Here is a 12,101-nt window from a genome sequence, read left to right on the forward strand (position 1 = left end):
TATGAACAATTCGGCAGTGACTGACAATGAAGGTGCCATCCGAGCTAAGCTGAATATCGACTATGATGATTTTCAGCTTAAGGTTGAGTTAGCACTGCCTAGCCGAGGTGTGACTGTTCTCTTTGGTCATTCAGGTTGTGGGAAGACCTCTTGTTTAAGAGCCATTGCCGGACTCGTCAGGCTCAAACAAGGTGAGGTGCGAGTCAACAGCGAACAGTGGCAAAGCTGGGACGGAAAAGTTTTCATTCCTCCCTTTGAACGTCGAATCGGTTATGTGTTTCAAGAGCCCAGCCTATTCCCTCATCTCAATGTTGCTCAAAATCTTGCTTATGCGGAGAAGAGGGTAAGAACATCGCCGATCCTTTTTAATCGAGACAGCATTTTGGCGCTATTAGACATCAATCCCTTACTGAATCGTTATTCATCCCAACTTTCCGGAGGCGAGAAACAGCGGGTGGCGATTGCTCGTGCATTGTTAACACAACCCCAATTGTTGCTGATGGATGAGCCGTTATCGGCCCTAGACCATGCCAGAAAAGAAGAGTTTTTACCTTACCTTGAGCGCCTTCAGCGAAGGTGGGATTTGCCTATCATTTATGTTACTCACTCGGTGCAAGAGCTGGCTAGGTTAGCTGATCATATCGTTTTGTTTCATCAGGGAAATATCGTCGCCAGTGGTGGAGCTCAACAGATCATGTCGGATGCTAAATTTAGTCATCTATTGGGTGAAGAGATGGGGAGTGTGTTTGATACCGTAGTAAAAAAACATGGTGAAAAGTACGGAATGACGGAGTTAATGTATGGTGATGTTATTTTTCATGTCCCCGGGAAAATCGCCACTCTTGGAGAACGAAAGCGATGTCGTATTTTGGCAAGCGATGTGGGGATAGCATTGGACGAGCCGGTTTCTACGACGGTGCTTAACCGATTACCAGCAACGATTATCGAGGTTGAATCCGCATCCATTCAAATGGGTGAAGTTTTAGTGGTATTGGAACTGATTAATCAACAGCGTTTACTTGCTAAGGTAACCGTAAAATCACTTCATGAACTCAATTTACACCAAGGGAAACGTGTTTGGGCGCTGATTAAAGCGGTCGCTATTTGTTAAAACAATCCTTGTGTTATGCAAACCCTCTCTCTGTTATGCAAGCAATGGCTGTGCTGTTCAAGAAATATCTGTGGGTCAGCATCGAGTGGGGCTATGAGGTTATTTCGAAACACTCACGATAGCTTGAGCAGGTTTCACAACTGGGTGAACGGCATAGATAGTCCCCCCCGTTTTCACATAACTGGCGGTATAAAAACCGTTTCCAACGCATGTTGTGGACATTGGCTATGGATAAGGCCGGGAAGTAGTCAGAAAACAAATGCGTTAATATCGCTCGTTTGGGAAGGCCTAAGTCATACCAGAGGTGCTGGCTTCCCAAGCAGCCACTTGATATGACGATAGCCATTTCTGCGGCAAACTTGCAGGAGTTATCTAGGTTCTGACATAACAATTGGTGCAGCTGGTTGTACTCTTCTGTTCTGAATGCCATTAATTCGCTACGTAACGTGGCGGGTTTTGTTTCTAGATGGGTTAAGTTGATTTTAAGATCGAGGGATTCGATCACTTGGATAAAGCGGTTTTTGTCTAACCCGAGGTAGAGTGGCAGCGCCGATTGCCCACTCAAATAAGAGTGGATGATCGGGCGCCAGTACTGATGGTATTTTTCCTCTTGCACTACACCGCTCCTGTTTGCGGTGGAGGGCTTAAGCTACCTAGAGGATTTAAGGGGTGGTTAGCTCTATCAACAATCGCCTCTTCGACAGGACAAATACTGACACATTGTGGTTCGTGCCAGAAAGAAGCACACTCATCACATCGTTTGGTATGAATGGCAAAGGGTTTGTCTGCGCTATCATTCCTATATATTGCTTGATTCGGGCAAACCGCTATACAGGCGTAGCAGCCGATACATTTATTGTTGATGGAAAAGCTCATGTTTTGCCTCCGTATGCTCAGTTTCACGACAATATTGTTTTGCTATTGCTTCTAGGCTGCTGCTGATGGGTTGGAAGGCAAAATCAACGTTGGGAGCCACGCCAAGTTTCTCGAGTTCACGCCATGGCGTGATCCCGATTCTTGCACTGAGAACCATTTGGCAGTCGGCGATAGTGTTGAACAAAGCGTCCTTTTGTGTCTCTTCACCACAGGAGAGTTGACCGTGACAGTATTGAGCCACATTACGTGATTCTTCAAACAAGAATTGCTGAGATTGTTGGTCGTATTGGTAGATCTCAAAGCGTTCAGTGTGACCAAAATGCAATCGGATATGAGTTTCCCCATGGCTGGCAACGGCGACTCTATAGACTGATGATTGGGAAGAGGGATCACAGGGAGCGGCATTTTCATCACTCAGCATCCCAATCGCGTCTGCACGGCACTGTTTGCAATGGGTCATTTGTGGCATGTGTACACTACATTTTTCTCGGACATGTTCTAACTCCTCGTCCGTGGGTCCTCGTTGACCATTCAGCCCAAAATAGGTGCCGTGACTGGGATCTGAAATCAAGGGCATGATGTTATGCAATGTGGCACCCAGAGATTTCACTTTTTCTGATACTTGAGCGATGTGATGATCGTTGATACTCGGTATCAGTACCGTGTTGACTTTGACTAGCATACCAGCCTTGGCGGCTAACTCTAATCCGAGCAATTGACGCTCGATGAGCATTGTGGCAGCGATTCTGCCTTTGAGCCTTTTCCTGTTGTAAAAAATCCAAGGATAAATTTTTTCCCCGATGTCAGCATCAATACAATTAATCGTAATGGTGAGATGATTAACGCCCAGTGCGGCCAGTGTCGTAACATGTTCAGCAAGCGCGAGCCCGTTAGTTGAAATACATAGCTGTACATTGGGGTCGGCTTTACGAATATCGAGAAGCGTTTTAAATGTGGCTTGTGGGTTGGCGAGTGCGTCACCGGGGCCGGCGATCCCGACCACAGTAAGATTCGGCGCCCGTTTTTGAATAATAGAGAACTGCTTGATCGCCGCGGCACTATCCATAATGTGTGACACCACACCCGGGCGAGATTCATTGCTGCAATCATATTTCCGATTACAGTAGTTGCACTGTATGTTACAGGCGGGTGCGACAGGTAAGTGCATGCGCGCATATTGATGAGCCTGCTTTGAATAGCAAGGGTGTTTCGCAATGTTATCCTGAGTTTGTTTATTAAAAAAATGATGAAGGTTATCTTTTGTACCCTCGTCACTTTTGGCCTCTGGTGAAGGACTGTCCATGTCTGCCCCTTATGATTAAATGCCTTTAATAAGGAACATTGCAATCATTATTCCGTATTTAATTTATTGATTTTCAAAAAACAAATGGTAGTCGCTCATAACAATTGTCTGATAGCTGACAATATTTAGCTTTCGAAAATTGTCAGATTTGTTTCATTTCAATATTCAATATTTGAATGCGATATGCGATTTGACGCGGTGTCATGTTGAGTAACCTTGCGGCTTTGGCTTTTACCCAACCGGAGCGCTCTAGCGCATCAATCACCCGTTCTCTCTCATCTGCTGGTTTGCTTTTTTCCCGTAGTATCAGCTTATTTTCGGCAACACGAGCAGGAGGGGGCGTCGCCAGTGAGGGGGAATACAGGGGGGAAGCCGATGCTGAAAAACTGGGTTCCGCTTGGTTTATTGCGATTAAACTGGCATCAATGACACCCGATTCGCACAATACCGATGCGCGTTCTAAGGCATTTTCCAGTTCACGCACGTTACCCGGCCAATTGTGATTCATCATTACTCGTATTGCATCGTCACTGATGGTGAGGTGACGACCTTGTTGCTTACTGAGTTTTTTTCGCATGAACTCAGCAAGCTCAGGGATATCTTGAATTCGCTCTCGGAGAGGAGGTAAGTGCATTGGCATAACATTCAGTCGGTAATACAGATCTTCACGGAAGTTCCCTTGCGCCACTTCATCTTCCAGATGTCGGTTCGTTGCCGCGATAATACGTACGTTGACCGTAATGGTTGTGGTTCCACCCACTCGCTCAAACTCTTTCTCTTGTAGTACCCGTAACAATTTTGCTTGAAAAGCAGCACTCGTTTCACCGATCTCATCAAGAAAAATGGTGCCATTATGCGCCATTTCAAAACGGCCTTTGCGTTGTTTTACCGCCCCTGTAAATGCGCCTTTCTCATGACCGAATAGTTCTGATTCGAGTAGGTTATCGGGCAGTGCTGCACAATTGAGTTTTACGAATGGGCGATCAGCTCGAGGTGAGTTGTAGTGGATAGCATTCGCTACGAGTTCTTTACCGGTACCAGACTCACCACGAACCAGCACGGTAGAATCCCAACGAGAGACCAGCCGGATCTGATCAAAAATCTGTCTCATGCTTTTGGTGTGTCCCACTAAGTTGTGGAAACTATATTTATTCCGAACTTTACGGCGTAGCCCATCTCGTTCATCAACAAGCTCTTTTTCAGTTTGCTCAACGTTCTGAGACAATTGAATATTTTTGGCGATTAAATTACCAATCATATCGAGAAATTTTGACAGGAGCGTTAGGTGTTCGTCACTGACATTAGGTGGCTGGGCTGAAAGTGCGCCAAGAAGTTTACTATGGCTATCTTTGAGTGGGACACAGATAAAGGGTTTATCATAGTCATAGATGGCTAATTTGTCCGCAAAGCGTAGGTCACTCCCTAGGTTGCGAATCACCATGGAGCTTCCTCGGCTAAGGACCTCGCCGACAATACCTTCCCCCGTTTTATAGTAAACGTTCTTCTGCTCTTGGCTGTTGTTGTTAATTGGGCTGTGTACCGACTTGACCAATAATAGGTTTCTCTGGTGGTCAAGAATGGTGAGCATGCCGCACTGTAAACGACACTCATCGTGCAGAATTTTCAGTATTTTATCGGATGATTCAACGTAATTGAGACTAGCGTTAAGCACACTAGATATCCGATACATTGCCGCCAGTAATTGGCGCTCTAAATCTAAAAGAGTCTGTTCTTCTATCATAATGACTTACCGCGATTAATGGGAAAGGTTAAGCAGATTCTTGCACCATGTAGACGACGACTGTCTGAAATCGTCATGGTGGCGGAATGTTCATTGAGCACCTGCTGCACGATTGAAAGCCCAATACCACGGCAGCCAGATTGATGGTTTGGTTTGGTACTGTAAAATGGTTGAAATACGGTTAGACGAAGATCTTCTTTAATGCCTAAACCACTGTCTTCAATATCCACCATGATCTCTCCATCCTTCTCATAAGATTGAATGAATAGGGTCCTATCTGATGGCCTAGCATACTTGATCGCATCTAGTGCATTATCGATGAGTTGCTTTAAGGCGAGAATCAGTCTGTGAGGCGTACCGTTAATAGAGGAAAGCTTAGGAGACAGCTTCAGTTCTAAGTTGATGGACAGTCTCATTAATTCATCATTACTGATGCTGCATGAATCACGAATGGTTTCATTAAGATTGACCGGTTGCGGAGTTTCTCTTTCTCTTTCCGGGATGGCGAGCATGATCTCTTGCATTGCTGCATTAGCACTTGCCATCGCATCATCCATAGCAATTAAACCGGGGCAATAAGCTTTAGTGCGTTTTAGAATGTTTACCGCAGAATTAATGACATTGAAAGGCCCCTGTAATTGATGCAAGGTGCCCATTAGTGCTTCTTGCATGGCGTGGACATACTTATTGTCTCTCACCATCAATTTGGTGGCATTAATTCGTCGTTCTTCAACCAAGAGTTTCTCTTTGGTACGTTCGGTAATCGAGATGACGCCATAGTCATCATTGCTGTTCGGTATAAAGTAGTGCTCAATGTTGATGGTTGAAACGGGGATTTTAACCAAAGTAAATTCAAACCATCGTTCGCATTGACCGTCTTCACTTCGAACGGAGATATTCTGCGTACGGTTGGTATGCTCGCCGATAAATTCAACGACGCTACTCTGCTGATAGTCTCTTTGAATGCTATCTAGCAATAAGTCGATGGGGGAGTGGTGAAGACTGTTCTTTATTCGCTGATAGTTTTTATTACTGACCAGCAGTTTGTTGGCGGCATCAATCAGAGCGATAGCGGTCGATGAACCATTCAATATCGCTTGGAAAAGTGTGAACTGGTTTTTTTGTTCAGTGATTCGTTGATGTTGTTCAGTAATATCTCGATGGATTGCGTAGTAACGTGTTTCACCCTTGTGTTCTTTAAGTCGAGAAATAGACATTTCAGCAATATAAGGTTCTCCATTTTTCTTTCTGTTTACCAGCTGACCTTGCCAGTGATCCCCACTGGTAATGGCGACCCACATTTGTTGATACACGCGTTGAGGTGTTGCCTTGTACGACAGTAACGACGAGTTCTTACCAATCAGTTCATGTGATGTATAGCCAGTGATTTGGCTAAATGTCTGGTTAATGAACAGTATGTTGCCAGATTTATCGGTAATACTGATGGCGACAGGAGCATGTGCAACGATCTGTTCAAACGCTTGTATGTCAAAGAGCGCGGTATTGCTCTTGGGTAGTAAACTATCAAGTTGTTCCATACGTCTTTCCCTATCCGTTTGGCGATATACCCTCTCGATGCATTTCCTATTCCACGTACCCAAGTCAGTCGTGTCGGGCTTGATGAAATAAAGGTTTGTTTGATTTCGGACAATTATTCATTCGAACAAGCGAATTTTGTTGGTTTTATGACACCTCGATGGGAGGGAAGAGAAGCGTACCACCCGCTCACTAATGCGGTCTTTTCAGGGGTGTTTGTTCCATTGCTGTGCAAAAACTGCCCTTGGCATAGGCTATGCACCATCCTCGTGAATGGAAGTGAGTGGAGTGTTGTTATGTCCGAGGGATTGATCATTTTTCTGAGTGCGACATTTGTAAACAATGTTGTTTTAGCCAAATTTCTGGGTTTGTGCCCGTTTATGGGGGTATCGAGCAAAATTACCAGTGCGGTAGGCATGGGGATAGCGACGATTTTCGTACTGACCTTAGCCGCGGTATCTAGCTGGATCATTGAGTTTGCGATTTTGAAACCATTGCAGCTTGAGTTTATGAGGATCATATCCTTCATCTTGGTCATTGCCGCCGTTGTTCAGTTTACGGAGTTATACGTTAAAAAATCGTTTCCCGACCTTTACCAATCTCTTGGTGTATTTCTACCGCTTATCACCACCAATTGTGCCGTTTTTGGGGTCACGCTACTGGCGGTTCAAGACAATCTGTCATTTCTCAATACCGTGATGTTCAGCTTTGGGTCTGCTTTAGGTTTTCTCTTCGTGATTAGCATTTTTGCAGGTTTACGCAGTCAGCTTATGTTAAGTCAGGTTCCTGCGGCATTTAAAGGTTCTCCGATAGCATTTCTCACAGCGGGATTTTTGTCGATGGCCTTTATGGGTTTTTCGGGAATGGCATAAACGAGGTTAAGTCATGTTACTTACAACGCTTATATTTTTTGTTGTTCTCGGAGCGTTTCTTGGGCTTGCGCTTGGGTACGCCGCAAAAGTGTTCCATGTTGAAGGCGACCCAAGGATAGATAAAGTCGAAGCCTTGTTACCCGGAGGCCAATGTGGTCAGTGTGGAGAGGCGGGGTGCCGTCAAGCAGCGGAAAAGATGGTCTCCGGTGAGCTGAGTCCGACATGTTGTCCGCCCGGCGGGGCGTTACTTGCTCAACATGTTGCCCAGTTGCTTGGGGTTTCTATTGATGTGGATGACCAAGACACCGAATGGGTGGCTTGTATTGATGAGGCACAGTGTAACGGATGTAACCGGTGTTACAAAGCCTGCCCTTTTGATGCCATTGTCGGTGCGCCGAAACAGTTACATACGGTACTAAAAGATGTTTGTACGGGGTGCCAGTTGTGTGAAAAAGCCTGTCCCCGAGGGTGCTTAACCATGTCTGAGGTGACACCGTCGGTATCGACTTGGTATTGGCCCAAGCCTTCGTTGCCAGTTTAGGAGTGAATCATGTCCAGTGTGAGGAATTTTAATGTGTGGAACAAACCATTTAATGGCGGTATTCATCCCAAAGCTTATAAAGAGTTAACGTCAGACCAATGTATTGATCGTCATTTCTGGCCTAGGAATATTTACTTACCTTTGCAGACACGTTCAGGTGCAAAGTTGAGAGTATTAGTGACACCGGGGGAACCGGTGCAAAGAGGGCAATTGATTGCGGTTGGTCTTACGGATTTTGTCGCACCTTTGCATTCATCGGTAAATGGTGTTGTGACAGCCATTATTCCACACATTACGGCGCACCCTGCGAAAGTGAAGTGTGACACGGTCGTGATTCGTGCCAATAACGATAAACAATGGGGCATCTCCTCTTCGGGGGAAGTCATTCAGAACTTAGACGCTGACACCATTATTGATCGTGTTGCCAAAGCGGGCATTGTCGGGCTGGGTGGTGCAGGTTTTCCCACTGCGATTAAGTTGAAATTTTCAAGGCATTCCAACGTAGATACCCTCATCATTAACGGAGGCGAATGTGAGCCATACCTGACCAGTGATGATTTAACCATGCAAACCTTTCCGGAAGAAGTCATCTCAGGGATACAGATGATGTTGATTGCCAGTGGGGCACAAAAGGCAATTATTGGGGTGGAAGATAATAAACCCCTTGCGTTGGCTGCGCTCCGTTTTGCCGCGAGTGAAATGGATTCCATTGAAGTGCGCAAGGTGCCCAGTATTTATCCGATGGGCTCTGAAAAGCACTTAATCAAAACGCTGACAGGAAAAGAGGTTCCTCCGGGAGGACGTGCTACTCAGGTCGGTATTTTGGTTAACAACATTTCTACGGTTAGGGCGGTGTACCATGCGGTGCGATTTTGTCGTCCTTTGGTTTCGCGGATTATCACCGTTAGTGGAAAGGGGATCGCCGAACCTAAAAATGTAGAGGTGCCTATAGGAACGCCAGTGAATGAAGTGATCAATTACTGTGGTGGGGTCAGTGAATCGACAGAGCGATTACTTTTTGGCGGACCGATGATGGGGAGCGCTATTCCATCAATGCAGGTGCCTGTGGATAAAACGGTCGGTGGAATCTTGGCGTTAACGGAAGATGAGGTATTCATTGAAACTAAACATCAAGAGTGTATTCGTTGTGGGCAATGTGTTCGTGCTTGTCCAATGGGTTTGATGCCATTTCAAATGGCCGCATACACCCGAGTTTCCGACTTTAAACGTGCGGAAGAGCTAGGGGTGAATCATTGCTTGTCTTGTGGTGCGTGTGGGTATGTTTGCCCCTCTTCGATTCCTTTAGTTCAGTACTTTATGCACGCAAAAGGTGTGATTGCCTCTCAGGCATTTATGGATCAAAGGGCCGCTCATGTTAAAGAACTCAATGAATCCCGAAAACAGCGTCTCGCGCTTGAGGCCGAAGAGAAGAAAATGAAAGCGGCTAGAAAAGTCACGAGACCCACTCGAAATGCTCTACCTGAGCGACCAGAAAAACCGAGCCGTCCGGAAAGCACCGCTCGGCCACCACGTACGGCCCGAGTGTTACCTCAAGATAACGTCACTGAGAAGGGGCAAGCGCTATGATCAAGTATGATTCAATCATTGGCCCATTTGCTCATAATGGGAGCTCATCTACACGAATCATGTATCTCGTTATCTTAACGTTATTACCGGCTTGTGTATTTGCTGGCTTTCAGTTTGGCCGCAATAGTATGGCATTGCTAGCCGTCTGTTGTTTAACCTGCATCATCAGTGAATGTTTATGCCTATTGGCAATGAACAAGAAGCCGAGCGCGTGTTTTGATGGTTCGGCGATATTGACGGGGTTGTTACTCGCCATGAGCTTACCACCTTCATTTCCTCTCAGCTTGGCGATTTTTGGCAGTATGTTTGCCATTATTTTGGGGAAACAAAGCTATGGAGGGTTAGGGCAGAACGTATTCAATCCTGCCATGCTAGCGCGTGTCATGCTACTTATCTGTTTCCCTGTTCAAATGACTCAGTGGGCAGTTCCAACGCCGATAGATTTAAGTAACAACTTAGTGACGGTGCCTGATGCTTGGCTGAACTTTGATGGAATGACGGCGGCGACGGCGCTCAGCACGGAAAGAACGTTGCCTGTCATGTTGACGGAACAGTTCTTTGGGCAACATTCCGGAAGCTTAGGTGAGACCAGCGCTTTACTTATTCTGTGTGGTGGTGGTTATCTGATTTGGCGACGCATTATTCACTGGGCGATACCGGTAACCTTCATGCTTGGCCTGACAATACCTGCGTTAGTAAGCCATTTGATTAACGCTGAAGTTTACCTATCGCCGTGGATTCATCTGACCAGTGGCGCAGCCATGCTGGGCGCATTTTATATCGCCACAGATCTTGTCACTTCTCCAACCAGTATTCGTGGGCAGCTTATCTATGGGCTGGGGTGTGGCCTGCTCGTTTGGTTGATTCGAGTCTTTGGCAGCTACCCTGAAGGTGTGGCTTTTGCGGTGCTGATTATGAATGCGGTTAGCCCGTTAATTGATTACTACTTGCGGCCAAAGGTATTTGGTACCGCCCGAGTGACGGAGAAATAATCATGGAAGCCAAACCCCTGTTATTTAAAGAGCACATTGCGTATCAGGTCATATTACTTTCTGGGGCATGTGCACTCGCAGCATTACTTCTGTTTGTTACAAATGGGGCAACCAAGCCGATCATTGTACAGCGTATCTTAGAAGATCAACAAGCGCTATTGAAGGAGGTGCTTGCGGGGCAAGCCTATTCGAATGATGTATTTTCGAACTTCCAACGGATTGAGTTTGAAGGTCAGCCATTCAAACTGTATCGAGTGGAAGATGAGAATCAGCAACTGATCGATTGGGTAATTCGAGGCGAACAGGAGGGATATAGCGGCACGATTCGTTTTCTCGTCGGAGTCAGTCTTAGTGGTGAGATTATTGGTGTACGAATAATCAGTCACAGTGAGACACCGGGATTGGGGGACAAAATTGAAGCTGAAAAAAGTGGCTGGATACGCAGTTTTGACCAACGAACATTAGAGAACACGGGATCATGGGCAGTCAAAAAAGAGGGGGGAGATTTTGACCAATTCAGTGGTGCAACGATTACACCCAGAGCAGTAGTCAAAGGTGTGCATCAGGCGTTGTTAGCACTTCAATCTTATCAAGGAGCGAACAATGAGTGAAACCAATCCGTATAAAGACATTATTTCACAAGGGCTATGGGGCAATAATATTGTACTAAAGCAGTCTCTGGCTCTTTGTCCTTTACTCGCGGTAACCAGTAGTGCGACCAATGGTTTGGGGCTTGGCTTGGCCAGTATGATAGTCATGGTTGCTGCGAATACCCTGAACTCAATGGCGAAAGGACTCATCAGTAAAACCGTTCGCATTCCGGTGAATATTATTATTATCGCCACTCTTGTCACGATGACGGATGCATTGCTGAATGCCTATCTTCATTCTCTGCACAAAGTGCTAGGCCTATTCATTCCGTTGATAGTTACCAACTGCGCCATTCTTGGTCGTGTCGAATCATTTGCGAGTAGAAATGCAGTTATGCCTTCGGTTATGGATGGTCTATTTATGGGGTTAGGCTTTACTTGGGTACTGACGGTGCTCGGGGCGATACGAGAAATTCTGGGTAGTGGGACCTTATTTAGTCATGCACATCTACTGTTGGGTGAACGCTTTGCATTTTTAGAAATGGTCATCATTGAGGATTATCAGGGCTTGCTGTTGGTGATTTTGCCTCCGGGAGGCTTTCTCGTGTTGGGTTTGGTTCTGGCGTTGAAACAAAAGTATGAATCTGGGGTGGTAAACACCGTCTCGGCGGTCGCACATAACGCTAAGGGGTAACCATGAAAGTCAGTGTTGTCTACGCATTACCTGATGAACAGGTATGGTTACCCGTTGATGTTGACCAGAACGCAACGGTATTGAGTGCGATTCAGGCTTCTCATCTTCTAGAGATGTTTCCGAATATCGATCTAGACAAACAAAAAGTGGGGATTTTTGGTCGGGCTACCCCGTTAGATAGTGAGCTTAAAGAAGGCGACCGAGTCGAAATATATCGCCCGTTAATTTGGCAGCCTGAAGATGAGGACGACGATTAAT

At 45.9% G+C, this 12,101-nt stretch carries 13 protein-coding genes; 8 read left to right on the forward strand and 5 right to left on the reverse strand.

Annotation, left to right across the window (positions count from 1 at the left end; translation table 11 throughout):
• The first annotated feature begins 1 nt into the window (after position 1).
• Positions 2-1,111, forward strand: a complete 1,110-nt coding sequence (modC, locus tag B5D54_RS00280) for a molybdenum ABC transporter ATP-binding protein (protein ID WP_078924471.1) — start codon at positions 2-4, stop codon at positions 1,109-1,111.
• A gap of 91 nt (positions 1,112-1,202) precedes the next feature.
• Here the strand turns inward: modC and B5D54_RS00285 are convergent, their stop codons facing one another.
• The 5 genes from B5D54_RS00285 to nifL all read right to left on the reverse strand — a co-directional run bounded on the left by B5D54_RS00285 (position 1,203) and on the right by nifL (position 6,569).
• Complete coding sequence (locus B5D54_RS00285; RefSeq protein WP_078924472.1) at positions 1,203-1,727, reverse strand: nitrogen fixation protein NifQ; 525 nt, start codon at positions 1,725-1,727, stop codon at positions 1,203-1,205.
• Positions 1,727-1,987: a 4Fe-4S dicluster domain-containing protein gene (locus B5D54_RS00290; protein ID WP_078924473.1), complete on the reverse strand. Its 261-nt coding sequence runs from the start codon at positions 1,985-1,987 to the stop codon at positions 1,727-1,729. Before B5D54_RS00290 ends, B5D54_RS00285 begins: the two co-directional genes overlap by 1 nt.
• Positions 1,965-3,290 carry a nitrogenase cofactor biosynthesis protein NifB gene (nifB, locus tag B5D54_RS00295; RefSeq protein ID WP_078924474.1) on the reverse strand — a complete coding sequence of 442 codons (1,326 nt, stop codon included), beginning with the start codon at positions 3,288-3,290 and terminating at the stop codon, positions 1,965-1,967. Before nifB ends, B5D54_RS00290 begins: the two co-directional genes overlap by 23 nt.
• Before the next feature lie 142 nt (positions 3,291-3,432).
• Positions 3,433-5,031 carry a nif-specific transcriptional activator NifA gene (gene nifA, locus B5D54_RS00300; RefSeq protein ID WP_078924475.1) on the reverse strand — a complete coding sequence of 533 codons (1,599 nt, stop codon included), beginning with the start codon at positions 5,029-5,031 and terminating at the stop codon, positions 3,433-3,435.
• Complete coding sequence (nifL, locus tag B5D54_RS00305) at positions 5,028-6,569, reverse strand: nitrogen fixation negative regulator NifL (protein ID WP_078924476.1); 1,542 nt, start codon at positions 6,567-6,569, stop codon at positions 5,028-5,030. The genes nifA and nifL overlap by 4 nt, the downstream gene beginning before the upstream one ends.
• A 294-nt stretch (positions 6,570-6,863) precedes the next feature.
• On the opposite strand from nifL, the gene rsxA reads away from it, so the two are divergent.
• From rsxA to B5D54_RS00340, 7 genes are read left to right on the forward strand one after another with little or no spacing between them, the layout of a single operon-like run.
• Positions 6,864-7,439 (forward strand): electron transport complex subunit RsxA, encoded by a 576-nt coding sequence (gene rsxA, locus B5D54_RS00310; protein ID WP_078924477.1) that lies wholly within the window; start codon positions 6,864-6,866, stop codon positions 7,437-7,439.
• A gap of 13 nt (positions 7,440-7,452) precedes the next feature.
• The gene (locus B5D54_RS00315) at positions 7,453-7,980 is read left to right on the forward strand and encodes an RnfABCDGE type electron transport complex subunit B (RefSeq protein ID WP_078924478.1); all 528 of its coding nucleotides are present in this window, start codon (positions 7,453-7,455) and stop codon (positions 7,978-7,980) included.
• A gap of 9 nt (positions 7,981-7,989) precedes the next feature.
• Entirely contained in the window at positions 7,990-9,567 is a 1,578-nt protein-coding gene (gene rsxC, locus B5D54_RS00320; protein ID WP_078924479.1) for an electron transport complex subunit RsxC, read from the forward strand.
• Positions 9,564-10,559, forward strand: coding sequence for an RnfABCDGE type electron transport complex subunit D (locus B5D54_RS00325; RefSeq protein ID WP_078924480.1), 996 nt, complete (start codon positions 9,564-9,566; stop codon positions 10,557-10,559). The genes rsxC and B5D54_RS00325 overlap by 4 nt, the downstream gene beginning before the upstream one ends.
• 2 nt (positions 10,560-10,561) lie before the next feature.
• On the forward strand, positions 10,562-11,170 hold the full coding sequence (locus B5D54_RS00330) for an RnfABCDGE type electron transport complex subunit G (RefSeq protein ID WP_078924481.1): 609 nt from the start codon (positions 10,562-10,564) through the stop codon (positions 11,168-11,170).
• Positions 11,163-11,843 carry an electron transport complex subunit E gene (locus B5D54_RS00335; protein WP_078924482.1) on the forward strand — a complete coding sequence of 227 codons (681 nt, stop codon included), beginning with the start codon at positions 11,163-11,165 and terminating at the stop codon, positions 11,841-11,843. The genes B5D54_RS00330 and B5D54_RS00335 overlap by 8 nt, the downstream gene beginning before the upstream one ends.
• 2 nt (positions 11,844-11,845) lie before the next feature.
• Positions 11,846-12,100, forward strand: coding sequence for an RnfH family protein (locus B5D54_RS00340; RefSeq protein ID WP_078924483.1), 255 nt, complete (start codon positions 11,846-11,848; stop codon positions 12,098-12,100).
• The last annotated feature ends 1 nt before the right edge of the window (position 12,101 follow it).

It is taken from the genome of Vibrio cincinnatiensis DSM 19608, from assembly GCF_900167345.1.
GTDB lineage: Bacteria > Pseudomonadota > Gammaproteobacteria > Enterobacterales > Vibrionaceae > Vibrio > Vibrio cincinnatiensis.